Raw genomic sequence first — 16,427 nt, 5'->3', positions numbered from 1 at the left:
GAGGTCGTGAGCCATCTGAAAAGGAAAGTAATCGATTGCGCAAATATCGCGTGGAAATCCCCGGTTTTGAGGGCGTCGCGTGCGAATGGAACCGCATTTTACCGTGTTGCGACATTGGGAGCTGCATTTCCCAATGCGTCGAAGTTGGGCGAAAAGTGAACGCAGCGGCATTCCTCCCGGCAGGAGTATCGGAGCGCCGTTACCGATCGTCCTCCGAAGGAGAGAATGTGCCGATGCTTCCATCGCTATTGCATTACGCACCGACCACCTACGCGCCCCCCTCAACCAATGTGTCGCCACCTGACGACCGATCCCAGCGGACATCGGCCCGTCGGACGCTCGCGAACGAGACATCGGCCGAGACTGCCGTCGACAGCTCACCGCAGGCGGTTCCCATCGAAGCGGTGCTTCCTGAGTCGCTGGCCGGGCAGGACTGGCGAGCCCGTGTCGTCTGCGGTCTGGTGTTGCGCGCGCCTTCGCACTGGGGGCCAGTGTCCTCCGACATTGCATTTGCGCTGCTGGATCGGCGCGACGACCTGCATGACGCTTCCCGGCAACACGGACTGGCCCGGTTGGCCGGGATGATGGGGGCGGCGGGGTTTGTACTGCGTGAGGGGGAGGGGGGAGCGCCGAGAGCGCTGCTGTATGAAGGCGGTCGTTTTGGCATCCGTGTACGCCGAGAGAGGCGATGGGCTTCCGGCGACATGCCGTGCGATGGCCTCTGGCATGCCGTGCTGGCGGCGCTTGTCGCAACGGAGTTGGGGGACATCGATCCGTCGTTACTATCGAAACTCCCCGGCTTGTTGGCACGCTTGGTAGCGGAGGACCCCGGTTTCGCCGTCAATGCGTGGCAGTCGCACCTTGCTGGCAACTTGTCGGAATTTACGCCGGACGCCACCGCAGCGCTGGGCGACGTAGCGTTGCAGTGCGGTTCACGGCTGGTGGTAGCTGCAGCCGCTGCGATAGGCCTCACGTATGGCCTCGCTCCAGACGTATTGCATTCGTCAGCAGTCACAGCGGGCGACGACGCGCCGCTGCCTTCCACCGAACTGATCGGGGCCGAGGCGCCGGGATGCCACGCAGGGACTGGAGTGTTGGGGACCGTCGTGCCGCTGGTCGGCGCGTTCGCGTGTGGCGCGCTGGAACTGGCGGCGGCGGCTCGACTGTACGCCGCCGTTCCTTCCGAGCGCGCGGCAGTGGCCTTGCATCGCGCACAGCATCTGTCTGCCTATGCGCTTTTGCTGCCTTCGTTGACGGCGGACGAATTGCGGCTCCTGATGTCGACACTCGGCGAGAAGTTCGCCGAGGTGGATGTCTTCGACGTGGTCGCGACGGTGCAATTTCGTCTCAGAGAACGACCGACGCCGATGACACCGACCGGCGTGGTTTCGTCCATCAAGTGGCAAAAGCTGGTTCGCAAGGCACGGCAACGTGAGCACAGCCGGTTTCACTTCGAAGCGCCCGGTTGGGCGCAAGCGCTTGAGTCTGCGTTGCAACTGGCGCAAGGGGCGAATTTGCTGACGCCGTTCGGGAACGTGGTTCAGGAGGCGCATGCCCAGCGCCGTTGGGCGCAATGGAACGCCGAATGCGATGCATTGGATGCGCAAGCGCTTGAGAACGCGCCGCGTCGCTTGCCAGCCTTTGCGGGCGAGCCGCCATCTGTCGCGACACGCCCCAAGGGCAATGTGTCGTCGCGCGTTCCGGCGGATCTGTACGACGGTGGTCCATACGATTGGCAACGAGACCTTTCAGTGAGGCGCTTCGGTCTTGCGTCGTCAGAGAATGCCTGCTCGGATTCGTCTCATTGGCTTGTGACGGCAGTTTCGCAAGCCGTTATGACTTCGTTGAGCCCGAGTGCATGGGGGCGCCGTTGGCTGCCGGTGACCGGCGTGCTGAGCCTTGGCGCGGTCGCGGGCGACGTCATGCGAAACCGCTTTCTCTCAAGGGGCGACCTTGCCGAGTCGACATCCGTCGACACCGATGCGCCGCACAGGGTGCCGCGAGAGCTTCGACCTTTCCACCACCTTGCCCCGCAGCGCGAGGGAATAGAGCTGGCCCAGACCGAGGAACCGGAAACGCTGGAAGACATGCTGAATCTGGTCGACGCGACCAACGCTATCGAAGCATCTGCCAACGTGATGGAAAAGCACCGCAGCCAGGCGCAGGCGGTCATCGAAAAGCAGATGGAAACGGTGCTGCGCAAGCAGGGAAAGGGAGCGACCGCCCTAGGGTATCGCACGGCATTGCCGTGGAGCGCAGAAGTCGAGGTGACCTACAGCAAGGCCGGACGCTCGCCGGACACCCGAGGATTTACGTTTGCGTTCAGTGAAGAGTACGAGACCAAACGTTTCACAGTGCGCGACATCGCGATAGGCGCGCACTATTCGGACGAGTACGAAATAACCGGCGGCTACAGGCGCGTTGCCTCGTTGCGTGTTTTCGACAACGCGGCCGTCCCTTTGCTGATGGCCGTGAACCGGGACGACTTCCGAACCAGACTACAGGAACGGGACGAACGGCAACTCAGTGCACTGGAAGCGTCGGGCGAGCTGATGGCCGAGTACGCGCGATATGTGCAAGAGGTCTTCACAGGCGTGCTGTTTAACGCGACGTCGTTCGATTGGGAGCGCCAGATACCCCCTGGTAGCCGGGCCGGGAGCTCCATGCTGGCCCATCCGCAGACTGTCGGAACACGTACGCGCGTCCGGGTCGGTCAGGGGCCTGTGCGCCTGATTTCGTTCGACGGCGAGATACTGCCGGACTTGCTCTCCGTGCAACAGCCGGACGGCAATGCGGTGCTGCTGATTTCGATCAAACACGCGACGTACTTCTGGTGGTGGCCCGGTGTCGAGGCGACGCTGGAGTTTCAGGAGTTCATCAGCCTGCACATGTCGCCCATCGACTTGCAGCGATTGGAAAGTCCGTTACGTCGAAGTCGCATGAGGTATCAGATCGACCCGGGATCTACGAAGAGCCATTGGGCATGTGCACCGTCCAACCGGGAAGTCGGCGAGGCAGCGGCAACGGCATCGCCTCGTGGGGCACTCGACGCGCTGTATGACGAAGTCACGCTCAAGCCTTACTTCAAGTTCGAGACCTGTCCGTCGCTGCACCACGCCCTTTGGACGGCAAAACTGCGCCGGGCGCATAGTGACCGCGATCTCGTGATCGTCACGCAAAAGGTACGCGACGCACGCCGTCTGAACAGCGTTCAGCAGATTGTGCTCAATTACGTGAAGCTACTGGGGCCCGCCATGATCGCGGCCTTTCGGAGCAAGGGGCGTATCGCGAGCGCCATCATGTCGCTGGCGTTCGAAGTGGGGCCGTACTTTGGCACCTACGCGTTGCTCGCCGAGCGGGCCAAGTCGGCGGATCTCGAAGAACTCAAACGTATTCATCGCGAGATGTCGGTGTCGTACGCGGTGGCCATGATGCTTCGCGCGGTGAACTCTCCGACGCTCGACGCCATCGCCGACATGATCGTTGGAGATAGGGAATCGACACGCGTCGCATCTCAGCACCTCAGGAGCTTCATGGAGGCGTGGCCGTTGGTGAGTGAACAGCGCAAACAGTTTGCCGACGACGTGCGCGCCATCGTCAGGGGGGAACGTCGTGAAGGCTCCCTCAACCGGCAACCGGCGTGGACCATATTCACGGGCATCAAAGCCTACCGGAATCTGCTGACCGACGGTGCCCAAACAGAACCGATGACGGCGGACGAGCGGCACGTCGACCGGTTTCTTGGGGTCGGTCGAAGGCAGGTCATGACGCATCGTGAGCTGATGCGATTGCCCGAAGGCTACTGCGTCGCGCTGACGTATCCCGATGGCATCATGTTTTTTGCAGCGGTGACGAGTGGATCGGGCAAGCTGTTGGGGGCCGCTACCGACGACGGTGACGGCACCATCATGCGACGCACGCAACTGCCGATCCTTCGCATGGAACGCATTGCGCAGGATGTCATTGCCTTTCTCGACGATGGCAGCGTCATGTGTGGCTCCATGAAGGCGCATCTCTACGTCGAGCCCTTGCGCGACCGCGTGCCGCTCTGGCGGCAATCCGAGCAGAGTGAGAACGGCGTCTGGCCGCGAGTGCCGACACCTCCCACGCTCTCCACCTCGACGCCTGCGTCGCCCGAGCTCGCATCGAATCGCGCCGCCGAGAGCGGAGCGGGATCACGGTCCGCCGTCGGTCGTTCGAAGCGTGCGCTCGACCAATGGGGAAAATTCGTGGATGCCTGGTATGCGCGAGCCGGACGTATCGTGCCCGGCGGGTCCTTGACGGGGACGCCTGCGAACAAGGCCTCATTGCCGCTTGCTGTTGCCTCGGTGAGCCCGATGACCCCGACACCTTCGACACCTTCGACACCGATGAGCATCGTCTCGCCGAGCGTCGGTGCGTCGACGCCGTCGCCTGTGGCGATGGCGGCCTATTGGAATGCGCCGACCTTCAGGTTCGCGTTCGAAGAGGTCGTTTCTCGCGTCACACGAGGGCTGCTGCTCTGGCATTTGCAGGCGTCACCCGTTGCGCAGTCGGCGCCGACGGCGCAACACCGATTGATATTGCGCGCGCTACAGGACGACATGACATTCCGTCCGGTCACGGTGAATGCCGTGCGAGTACCCGGGGTGGTCGGAATCATCGGCGACGAGGGTTGCTTACTCCTTTCGTTGACGACCTGCGAAGCAATAACGGCGAGTGGGGAAGGCGAGGGCACATCGACGCCGCGCATTTCTGCAGACGCGAGCGAACCGCTGCGAAGGTTCGTCGGGATGCACGTGACTGAGGATATCGCCGAGCGCCTGCGTGGCCAGGCGATGAGCGTCGCGCTCGATGTCGCGCAGGCGAGCGACGCGCAGGCGGGCAATCGCGACACTCGCCGGATCATCGACGATCTTCGCAATCGGGTCGAGCGGGCGACGCAACGCGGACACACGGTGGACGGCGGAATTCTCAGACTGATAAGGCACGCCGTGCGCGCATTGTCGGGCGTCGATGCAGCGGCATTCGCCGCTGGCATTCGGGGCGTGACCCGCGAGGTACCCCATAGCGCGTCGGATGTCGTCTATCTCAACGAGCGGGTCGACGGGCCACAGTCTGCCCCGAGCGTCGAGCTGGCCTACGACCTCGGTACGGCGATCAGAGAGTTTTCCGACGAGGTGTTCCTGCGAGCGTCGTCCGACGAAAGTCTTGCCGACGCGATAGTGTTTGCGACAAGGTTTGTCGACCCGGTGCAGCAGTGCCGCATTCTCGCGCGGGTGAGCAACGACGTTGCGAGCCTGATCGAGTCGGGGATGGGAGATACCGAATTCGTGACGGCGATGCTCGCGGCCGGACGCGGTTTGGGTGATGGAAAGTTCGGTGCCGCGTTTGCCAGCATGTGGGAGCAGGTTCCCCGGAATATCGGCGCTTGCGGGCGACAGACGACGGCGCCGCAACTCGTGCAACTGCGCGGTACGCGTTCACTGCAACAAGTGCCTCGGGGTCACCGCATTCTCGCGAGACTGGCTTCTGCTGACGACGACCCTCAAGGGGGCTACGACGACATGTTGAGTCTGGGCGAAGGGCGTGTCGCCGTGGCAAGTCCTGTGGGCACCGAGCTTGCGCCGCGCTTTAATCTGACGTCGTTCGATCTGACGCGCGCCGATAGCGATATTGTCTGGTCCGACGACGTCGGTGCCTGGCGTCGCGACGCCAGGCATTTCGACTTCTGGATACAGAGCGACACCCCGGGCGTCTTCGCCGAACCGATTCAGCAAGCACTGGAGACCGGGAGCCTGAACTCTGCCGCGTTGACGGGCGCGCTGCTCGCGCATTCGAGCCTGACGGCATTGCAAGCCGAGCGCGCTGGGGCGAGTGGGTGGGTGTTGGACGACACGACGATGAGGATGCTCGAAGCGTCGACCGAAATATTCACCGGGTATGGGTTCAGGGACATTCGATATCGCCTGATTGTGGCCTGGTCCGAGCCCGACCAGTTTAAGCCTGCGCTGTCGTTTGCCTTGGTCGGTATGGGCGTAGGGGAGACGTTCAGGTCGTGGGTGACGAGCGGCTATGTCGATCGCGTCGTGGCCGATCTCCTGCCGAGGCGGACCTTGGGAAATGCGCCACGGCTCACCGACGATATCTGCGTTGCGAGTGAGGTCGACTGGGCCTACCTCTATCAGGAGCACAGCGCGACGCGGTGCATCAAGTACGTCGATTTCGACACGGCCGATGCTGCACTCGCTGCGGCGCGCGCCTACACCACGCTGCCCGGCGTGTTGCCCGGCGACTTCATACCGGAGGGCATATTGCTCCGGATGCCTGTCTGGTCGAGCGGTTCGGCTTTGACACCCTGAAAAGGGGTACGTCAGTCGGCGATCCGTCGCGCCCGGCTTGGCGGCAGCGCGTCGAACTTGTGCCACACGCGTCGCAGGTGACGACTCGATCCGAATCCCGCACGCTGCGCAATGTGTTCGAGATCGAGATGACTATTGCCGAGCATCTCGCGGGCGAGCGCGATGCGCAGCCGATGCAGGTAGTCGATGGGCGCGACACCCGCGTGCTCGCGAAACAGACGCGTCACGTGTCGCTCGCTGGTGCAGGCGATGTCTGCCATCGCAGCAAGGGTCCAGTCGTGCGCAGGGTCCGCAGCGACGGCGTCCTGTACGCGATGCAGGGCGGGGTGCAGATGGTTGCGGCCTTCGAGCCACGGCGACAACTGGGGATCGGCACCGGCGCGTCGCGCGTACACGACCATCTGACGGGCGACGGCTGCAGCGCAAAGCGGGCTGGTCGCGTCGGCGATGAGGGTGAGCATCAGATCGAGACCGGCGGTGACGCCCGCACTCGTCCAGACGTTACCGTCACGCACATAGAGCCGGTTGTCGGCGACGCGCGCGCCCGGGGCCAGTGAGCGAAGCTCGTCGCAACTGCCGTGGTGTGTTGTGCAGGCGAGCGTGTCGAGCAATCCCGCGCGTGCCGCAAGCAGCGAGCCTGTGCAGATACATGCCAATTGGTGCGTCGGGCGGACGACCCGACGAAGCCATTCGACGGCTTGCACTTCGGCGTCCGGCGTCGGGGATGTGCCGTCCGATGGCACCGGGAGCGGCTTCTCCACGGTGCCAGTGACGACCAGCCATGCGTTGTCCGGCACCGAAGCGGGCAGCACGTCGAGCGGCGAGAGGCGCAGGCCGATCGACGTTGCCACTGTCGGCTGCGTGCCGACGTAATGCAGCTCGAACCGAACCTCGTCCTGTTGATGGTTCGCGATGCGCAACGCTTCCGCCGGTGCGGCAATATCGAGCAGCAGCGCATTCGGCATCGCGAGAAGATACACGGGTTGAAGTCGTGGCATTGCAGCAACCGTTTAGGACGGATTCAGACGGAGGTTCCCAAACGTTACACCGCCGCGAGCGCCTCCTCAACCGTCACGATCCGCGCGAAGCGGTCGACGAGCACCGTCTCCGTGCGTTCCTTGAGTTCTTCGACTGACAGTTCGCGACCGGTGCGCGGGTGCTGCATCGGGAACGTGAGCGTGGCTTCGGTGACGAAGTCGACGGCGTAACCGGCGTCGGAGGCGGCACGCGTCGTCGTCTCACAGCACTGCTCGGTGCGAATCCCGGAAACGATCAAGCGGGTGATGCCATGATCGACGAGCCATGCCCCGAGCGTGGAGCCAGCCAACGCGCTGTGCTTGACTTTGTCCACCGTAAAGTCCGGTGCAATACGCAATTCTTCGAGCGTACGCACGAAGCCGGAATCGCGGGAGAACGTGCCGGAGCCGATGTGGAAGACCTGCACCACAGGCACGCCACGTGCTACCGCGCCGTCGACGAGCGCTTGCTGACGGGCGAAGTATTCGGAGAGGTCGTCTTCGCGCCAGTAGGGGCGGGTGCGGAACGATTCCTGGGCGTCGATGACGAGCAGGGCAGTGCGCGACGTTTGTTGGGTTTGCGACATGATTGCGACTCCATTACGTGGGTGACGATGGTGCCATCTTACGTGTCTCCCGTGTGCTCCAATAGACCAGCCGAAGACCAGAATCGGACGGATTCAGACATTGGTGTTCACTTCGTGCTGTGCCGCTGAATGGCGGTAGTTGGCTGGCCTGTCGAGCGTATTCCCAAACGCAAGCTCATGCGTGACCGCAAGCGATACCTGATGGTGACGGGGCACGTTGTCGCGTGACGATGGCTGGCATCGATGACGTCAAGGAGTCCTGAATGGAGATCAATCCACCGAGTCAGATGCGGTGCGAAGTACGCGCGACAGACACGCCGCACGTGGCGGCGTCACGCTTGCACCGCCAATATTCGGCGCAAGGCGCGAGCATGTCCGCGTGCCTCGATGGCCTGGATTGGCGGGTGCAGGTCGTGTACCGGAACATCATGACGTCCGGGCACTGGGGGGAGGTGGCTGCCGCGCTGGTCTGCGAACTGCTGGGCATCGACGCAATGGCGGGCACACGAGGCAGCGCCCCGCTTGAGACGTCGGTGGCCAGGATTTGCGACGCATTGCTGCCCGGCATGACGAGCGTGGCGGTTTCGATGGGGGACTGGGTCCGACAGTTCGACGACGCATGGCCGATCTGCTTCGACGGGCGGCGCTTTGGCGTGTGGTGCAACGGCGGGCCGGTCTGGTCGCCCGAAGCGCAGGGTTTCGGCGGGTTGTGTCACGCGCTGTGCGCGGCCGCCTGGAAGTGTGATTTGGCGAGTATCGAAGACATCGACATCGCCCCGATGCTGCATGCACTTCCGACGCTGATCTTGCAGAATCCGGCGGCAGCCGCTGCCGCGTTGGAGGCTGTGCTTAATCACCGGCAGCCGTCGGCACAGGGCGGGTTGAGTCCCGTGCGAGCTCTGAAGCTGGGCGGCGCTTTGCTCGCAGGCGGGGCGTGTCTGGCGATGGCATGGCCAGCAGCGTTCTTGTTGGCGGGCGCAGCGGAAGCGGCGGCTGTCGGGGTAATGCTGTCGTCGTTGCCGCGTGGCCGCGATTCGACAGAACGTATCCGGTTGGCGGGGTGGCTTTCCATTGTGTTGCCCGAATTGACGGTCGATCAGATCCATCGGCTTTGCGATCGCCTGGAGGGGTGTGACGCCCGGATCGATGTCGTGCTCCTGGTCGCAGAACTCAAACTTGCGCTCATGGACGGCAGTGGGCGCTCCCCGAATGAGGTGATCGAACAGCTGCCCGTCAGCGCGATGGAGCAGGAGGCGATAACGCGTGATCTTGACGCCCGGTCGTTGGAGCGTCTCACGCACAGTCACGCGTTGGAGGCAGCGTTGTATTTCTTGTTAGACACGGGCGTGCTGACGCGCTCGTCGCAGGAAATCTCGACCCGACCGTACACCCTGCGTGTGGGGGATTGGTACGAATGGCTCGAACAACTCGACCGCAATAGTCCCCACGTCTTACGACTTTCCGATCGTGCCGCACCGCCAACCTGCGCTGCACAGAGCGAATGGCGAAAATTTCGCTCCAACCATCTCACCCCTGCGGCGCAAGAGACGGCCCTATCTACTGATCGGCGTGCAGCGCACGTGATCTTCCCGCCCGCGAATCACTCGACTGCGCGTGCATGGATCGCGAGCGTACGAGCCCCTGGTGCGAAGACGCCCGCCCCAACGTCAGGCGGATCTTGGGGCGGAGTGTCGGCGGCACCATTTGAGTCGGATCCGATGTTGCCACCCACGGTGGATCAGCAGGATCGTGTCAGTGAAGCATTCACGAATGCGGGACGCGAGGTTGGAGCGATGACGGCAGGCGCCGTGCTACGTCGATTGCGTGAGGGGGCGGCGAATCACGGCACCTTGTTGATGACCGCTGGCGGTGCCGTGGTGACCACCTCGCTGCTACTTCTCGCCTACCTTATGGGCCATCGCACAACGCGTAGTGATGACGTTGACGCGCAAGGGCATGCGGTCAGTCCCGAGACCTCCGGCGACGATCCGTCGATACCGGAGGTTCCGCTCGCCCTACCCGTCGCACAGCATCGAACCGATGACGATGTGTCGGCTAATGGACCGGCTGTCGTGCAGAACGACGCGCCTGTGACTCGGGCCGAGGTCGATATTCGTGCGTCGCTAACGCCGCAGCAGATACTCACGCTGTCCGAATGGGTTGGATGGCATGGGACTGTGGGGGGCGCCGCCGAGTATCGTCGTTATCGAGAGCAAGCGGTGTTGCACACGAAAGAACTTGTGCAGGAAGCCTACGTCGCGTTTCACAAGGAACGCAACGATCCCGGCGAGGTGGATTGGGACGCCAGAGTGGAAGTGCAATATCAGGAGCACGGCTTTTTTCCTGTCGCAGGCAACACCGGTGTAGGGCTCAAATCCCGACGTGAGTTTAGTCTTTTGCAGATCGCATTCGGACATCACTATTACGAGGAGCGTCTGTCGATCGGCGGGTCATGCAAGGTGCGCGCCGTTCGCGCCAGTTCTGCAAACGGGGCCGACGCGTTCGAGCGAACGCAAGAACTGCTCAAGACGGTCAATAGCGATGCATTTCGTATCTCGTTGCACAAGCTCGACCTGGAACGCATCGAAACATTGAGTACGTCGGAGGACGCGATCGCCGGTTTTTCGCAGTACGCCAAAGCCATCCTGGTGAACTTGCTCATCAAGGTAAGGGATGTCGATCGGCCTTCCGATGCCTTCTGGAAGGCGGCACCGGATAAGTTGCAGTCCTGGGAGATGATCGAGTCACAGCTTCAACTTCAACTGTTGACGTATCGAGGGACGGTCACGCCGGGTCTGGTCGCCTTGACGCACGCCCCCAGTCGTACGGCGTTGATCTTGTCTATCAAGCAGCAGAAGTGGTTTTGGTGGCGAAAAGAAGTCGAATTGCGCGATGATTGGCGAGATTTCATGCGGGACCACCTCTCGATACGAGACAGGGTCGAACAGGGTAATGCGTTGTATTTGATGGAATCTCGTCAATTCTCCATTGGCTCGGTCTGCGATTCTGGGGAGGGGTGTGTGCGAGTGAGACCGGGATTGCGAAAAGCTTTTGGGGGTGTCGACAGATTCAGTTCTCTCGTGCCTGGGTTTTGGGCATTCGTCGAATCCTCCGACATCGAGAAGGCGTTGTGGCGGGCCGAGGTCACTCGGATGCGTCAAAATCTCGATATGCAGGTGGTCACCCCTGAGATACGTGGTCGGCGCGACTGGGACGATTTTCGCGTGGCTGTTCTGCAAGGCTCGATGGTATTTTTTCCGATTGCGGGTGGCATGTTTCCGGCGGCTTCGGCAGCGGTCGACTGGTCGTTCAGACTCACCTACGCGGGCGTGACGGCCGTGCACCTCTCCGTGCTTTCTGAGCGTGCCGAGCACGCAACCCTTAGCGAGTTGGAGTCGATATATTCGAACATGCGTTTCGGCATGCTGATGTTGCTGGTGAATCAGATACCAGCGGCGGAACCGCTTGCGAAATGTGTACGCCTGGGCCTCGGCTTCGCTAGCAATGCGGGTCGCCAGATCCTCCGGCAGGTGAAACATCTGGCCAGAGCGGGCAAGCCGATGATTGCGATGCGGCGAAAACTATTGGCGGATCTGGCGAAAGAGCTGCGAATCGCTCCGCTGCCACTCCGGCAGCTTGAGGCACCATGGGTCCCGTTGAAGGCGCTGAAGAGTCGGGTCCATGTATCGGAAGATGTGGTGCGTGGATCGGCATCCCCGGCGCCGACAGTGCCTACCGCTGTCTTGCACTTCATGGGCACGAGCGCAACGCTGGTCGATTCGGAAGACATGCTTCTGCGCATGCCGCCCGGATATCTTGTCGCTTTCGTTTCAATCTCAGTGGCGCCGACGGAGCGCATCATTTATGCGGGTATCACCTGCGGCAGCGGCACAATTCTCGGAAGCTGTACCGAAGCCGATGTGGAGCCCTTGCCCTACAGGCGATTCGATATGCTCGAACTTCGGGGCAAACATCGAGGAGCGTTGTCGTTTTGGGACACAGGCGTCGTGGAGTGCGACGCCGAGTTGTTCTCCGTCTGGGTGGAATCGCCTGTCGACGCGTTGACCGAAATCAAAGTGAGTGAGGGGGTTCTGAAGCGCGTTCGCTCCGAGGTCGAAAGGCAACGCTCTGCGCCCCCCGTGCGAAACATGCCCATGGACAACATCGTTCGCGCCCCTCGCGGCGACCTCGCTCACGCAAGCGATCCGAGCGTGCCGAAATGGGACGCGATGGTTTCGAAGTGGCGGGCCTGCCGGTATGGTGCCGCAATGGAGGCTTCTCCATCGAACGATGCGAGCGTTGCGGCGCAGGCGATGACGTCCACTACCGCAACGCTTTCCGAAAACCCCGGTGGGGCGACGGGGGCATCGATTTCGACGATGGTGTTGAACCACCACTGGACGCCCGCCTTCAAGACGGCACTGAACGACATCTTCGAACGGGTCGAGGCAGGGTTGCTCCTCTGGCACTTCGGGCGTACGCCGGCGGCACAGCGGACCATGATGAGCGCACGTCTGAAAGGCGCGACCGGCGTGCGCACCCTCTCGCTCGGCGGTATCGAGATACCGGGCGTTGTCGCAATGCAAAGTGGGCAGGACCATTTGCTGATGTCATTAACGACCGGTGAAGTGTCCTGGGAAGGCGGCCTCCAGGTGGCGGCAAATGCGCCGTTGCGACGCTTCTTGCAACGACACGTCAGCGACGCCGATGCCGCACGGCTGGCAAACCTGCTGACAGGAGACGCGCAGTCCGCGCCGGGGCAACGCCCTCACGAAGTCGTTTTTCAACCGCCTGCCCGCGATTTCATGGCGCTCGTGGATCGATCGAACGCTTGGCTGGCCAATCAGATTTCCTGCTTTGGCAACGTTGACCCGCCTTGCGAACCTGTCGCACGGGATCACGATTTTCCGTACCTGATCGCGGCGGCGGCAGCGCATTGCCCCGACGGTGAGGGACAGACGATCGTCAATCTGGTGAACGCGCTTGCTAGGCCGAACGAGCGTGACGACTTGCCCACCGAGCACATCTTCCGTAGAGACGCCGACAGTCCTTGGCGCGAAACGCCGGGGTTGCCGTTCGCTCGCTATCTCGGTGAGTCGATTGCAGGGGCCGCTTCCGATCTCTTCGTGTTGGATCGCTTGCCAGGCAACACCGTATCGATGGAGCAGCGAGTGTCGGATCACGTCGCGCGCAGCCGTGAGCGCTATGCCTTGCATGTGATGCGCAGCGAATTTGCGGATCTTGTCGGATTCGGCGTCGGAGACGAAGCGTTCGGCGTGGCGATGTCCGTGGCTGCCGACACACTTCAGGAAGGTCGTTTCGGACCGGCACTCGCGACGGTAAGCGGTGACCTGTTGCCGGGATATTCCGACTGGGCTGACATGCGGCAAGCCGACGAGCCGCGTCGCATTGCCGACGTATCCGACATGCGACGCATACCGCCGGGCTACCGGATTTTTCTGACGTCGGAGAACGCGCTCGACGAGCGCGTGACCGGTATCCGTGACGAAATGCTGAGTTTGGGCAATGGCACCGTCGCCGCATGGCGTATCCAGGGAGGGGGCGTCAGACCTTCGTTCGCGCATCGACGACTGGATCTGCTGTCGGAGAACGGCTGCCTGAACGTCGCGAGCGACGGGGTAACACTGGTCGATGGGACGCCAGTCGAGCTATGGGCCGAACCGGGCACGCCCGGCGTATTTGGCAGGATGCCTGAGGACGCACCGGCAGGCGGTCGCATAACGGACGTCGGCATTTTGGCTTCGCTGCGGGCGAATCGCGTGGTCGATGCGCAATGGCGGCGCAACGCCGGGGAGGTGGGCTGTCGTTTCGGCGATGACACGACGACGCTGATGGCCACGATGGCGCGGATTCTGGCCGAAGGCGGCGTGGTCGATATCAAGTACCGTCTGGTGGCGAGTTGGTCCGGTCCGAATCAGGCCTTTCCGGCAGTGTCGCTGACGCTCACCGGTCAGGCACCGCAGACGATGCTGGCGAACGGCGAATCGGGGCGTCTGGTTGTGGATCTTTTCATGTCTCGACCCTTGGGGAACGACGTCTCGTCGGCGCAAGCCATCCAGAGCGAGGGCGACTGGCTATCTACCTATCGGCAGCATGCCCGGGGCCGGTATATCCAGTTCCGGGAGTTCGCAGACGTGTCCGCCATCGTCACCGCACTTCGCGAGTACGAGACGGTGCCGGGGATACTCGCGCACGATTGGCGGGAGGGGACGGTGCTGATCAGCCCGCCGCAGTGGGGTAGTCACCACGCGCCGGGCTGGCACCCGAATCGTCGGGCGAGCGTATGTCTAACGACCCGCGCGCCCGACTCGCGCCCTAGATCGTAGCGCGTACGCCGACGTTGTCCGATTGCGCCCGATGATAGAGCGCAGCGGCCAGTGCAACGTCCTGCGCACCCATGCCGAGCGACTTGAAGAGCGTGACGGATTCGGCGTCGGTGCGTCCCGCGTGCGTACTGATGACCAGTTCGCCGAGTTCGGCAAGCAGGTCGTCCGGCCCGATGCGGCCTTCGGCAGCGGCGGCCAGATAGTCGCCCGATTCGTTGATCGTCGATTCGCGACGGTCGACGAAGAGCTGCGCACGTGCCATGAGCGACGTGTCGGCCTCGCGATGGCGCGGGGTGCTGCTGCCCACCAGATTGACGTGGGCGCCCGGTGCGATCCATTCCGCTTGCAGCACCGGATCGGTTGAGTTCGTCACCGTCACCACAATGTCGGCGTCGCGCACGGCCGCCTCGACACTCTGCGCCGCTTCAAGGCGGAAACCGTAATTCGGTTGTTCCTTGTCGACGAACGCCTGCGCCGAGGCGAGCGAGCGGCTTGCCACACGCACATGTCGCAGCGGGCGAGCGGCGGCAAGTGCAGCAAGATGCCAGTGCGCCTGATGGCCAGCGCCGATCAGGGCAAGACGGGACACGTCATGTCGGGCGAGCAGACGCGTCGCCAGTCCCGTCACTGCGGCGGTACGAATGCCGGTGATCTCGGCGGCGTTCATCACGGCGAGCAGTTCGCCCGTCTCGCCGCTCATCAGCAGCACGCAACCCTGGTGGGGATCCTTGCCGTGCGCGCTGTTCCCCGGGAAAAAGGTGCCCACCTTCGCGCCGTAGACCGGTGTGCCGGACACCGTTGCGCTCAGGAACGCAGGCATCATCCCCAGCAGGCCCTTTGCGCCGAGCGTCTCGGGAGGCCGGACGATCTGACGCAACGGCAGGTGAATCTGCTCGCGAGCGAGCGCACCGAACATGTCGGACATGACAGGGATTGCATCGGCCACCGGCATGAGCGCGGCAATTTGCGCAGCGTCGAGCAGGAGAACGGGCGGCGAGGAAACAGTGGCGGACATTGGGAATCCTGGTCAGCCGTTCGCTTCGGCGGCGAGGGCGGCTTCGATGTGGCGGTTGAACGTCGCAGTATCGGTGTTCGTCCCGCACAGCAGGACACCCACGCGCTTGCCCATGAGCTTGTCGCGCAGCGGGCCCATCAACGCAGCCGTCGCAGCCGCACACGCCGGTTCCACTGCCAGCTTCAACTGACGGAAGAGCGTGAGCATGCCCGCGCGCATTTCCTCGTCGGTGACGGTCACCAGTTCGTCGACGTGACGACGGCACAGCGTGTAGCCGTACAACTCGGTGTGCGGCGCCATGAGACTGTCTGCGATCCCGGTCATCGGCCCCATCTTGATCGGGCCGCCCTGCGCGAAGCTCTGGGCCATCGCGTCGGCGCCCGCAGGCTCCACGCCGTAGACCTTCACGTGCGGTGCGAACAGCTTGATGGCGGTGGCGACACCCGAGATCAGACCGCCGCCGCCAATGGGGACGATCACGGCGTCGAGGTTCGGGGCTTGCTGGATCCATTCGTAGCCGAGCGTGGCGGTGCCGAGAATCGTGCGATAGCCGTTGAACGGGTGCACGAAGTAGCGGCCTTCCTCCTGTTCCACGCGCTTGACGATCTCGAACGCCTCATGGACGTTTTCGGCGAGGATCAGGTCGGCGCCGTACTCGCGGCACAGCGACGAGCGGGCCGGGCTGGCCGTCTTGAGCATGACCGTCTTGGCGCCCACACCCATCGCCTGCGCCGCGTAAGCGACCGCCACGGCGTGGTTGCCAGCGGATACGCACGTCACGCCTGCCTTGCGTTGTGCATCGTCGAGCGAGAGCAGGTTCGAGAACGCGCCGCGGGCTTTGAACGTCCCCGACGCCTGCAACAGTTCGTACTTGAACGTCACTTCCGTGTTGCCGAGCGTCGGAAAATCGCGGCGCGTGAAGACCGGCGTCGTGCGCACGAAGGGCTGCAGCTTTTCGTGCAGTGCGGCGATGGTGTCTTTCGTCGGGACGGGTTGGCCGTCGATGATCTCGTCGTGCAGGGCAGGGGTCGATTGCGTCACTTGAACTGTGTCTCCGTAGTTAGGGAATCCGGCGCGATGTCGGTGCTATCTCACTGCGATGCGGGGCAGGCAATGTCGCC

The 16,427-nt window shown here is 63.0% G+C and carries 6 protein-coding genes; 2 read left to right on the top strand and 4 right to left on the bottom strand.

From position 1 onward, the window contains the following. Positions 1-233 precede the first annotated feature (233 nt). The gene (locus ACIQWO_RS06975) at positions 234-6,341 is read left to right on the top strand and encodes a hypothetical protein (RefSeq protein WP_402821015.1); all 6,108 of its coding nucleotides are present in this window, start codon (positions 234-236) and stop codon (positions 6,339-6,341) included. A gap of 11 nt (positions 6,342-6,352) precedes the next feature. Here the strand turns inward: ACIQWO_RS06975 and ACIQWO_RS06970 are convergent, their stop codons facing one another. Together ACIQWO_RS06970 and ACIQWO_RS06965 are read right to left on the bottom strand one after the other, a co-directional pair. Then, positions 6,353-7,339 carry a GlxA family transcriptional regulator gene (locus ACIQWO_RS06970; RefSeq protein ID WP_402821012.1) on the bottom strand — a complete coding sequence of 329 codons (987 nt, stop codon included), beginning with the start codon at positions 7,337-7,339 and terminating at the stop codon, positions 6,353-6,355. A gap of 44 nt (positions 7,340-7,383) precedes the next feature. Then, entirely contained in the window at positions 7,384-7,944 is a 561-nt protein-coding gene (locus tag ACIQWO_RS06965) for a cysteine hydrolase family protein (protein WP_402821009.1), read from the bottom strand. Positions 7,945-8,207: 263 nt separating this feature from the next. On the opposite strand from ACIQWO_RS06965, the gene ACIQWO_RS06960 reads away from it, so the two are divergent. After that, positions 8,208-14,291, top strand: coding sequence for a hypothetical protein (locus tag ACIQWO_RS06960; protein WP_402821006.1), 6,084 nt, complete (start codon positions 8,208-8,210; stop codon positions 14,289-14,291). Here the strand turns inward: ACIQWO_RS06960 and ACIQWO_RS06955 are convergent. Together ACIQWO_RS06955 and ACIQWO_RS06950 are read right to left on the bottom strand one after the other, a co-directional pair. Then, positions 14,281-15,306, bottom strand: coding sequence for an ornithine cyclodeaminase family protein (locus ACIQWO_RS06955; RefSeq protein ID WP_402821003.1), 1,026 nt, complete (start codon positions 15,304-15,306; stop codon positions 14,281-14,283). The two genes, ACIQWO_RS06960 and ACIQWO_RS06955, sit on opposite strands and share 11 nt — an antisense overlap. 12 nt (positions 15,307-15,318) lie before the next feature. Further along, a complete protein-coding gene (locus tag ACIQWO_RS06950; RefSeq protein WP_402821000.1) occupies positions 15,319-16,347 on the bottom strand; it encodes a threonine/serine dehydratase in 1,029 nt (342 codons plus the stop codon). Positions 16,348-16,427 lie beyond the last annotated feature (80 nt).

This window comes from Pandoraea sp. NPDC090278 (genome assembly GCF_044772185.1).
In the GTDB taxonomy this organism is placed as follows: Bacteria; Pseudomonadota; Gammaproteobacteria; order Burkholderiales; family Burkholderiaceae; genus Pandoraea.
The sequence above is the reverse complement of the archived record's forward strand: the minus strand, read 5'-3'. Positions and strand labels throughout refer to the sequence as shown.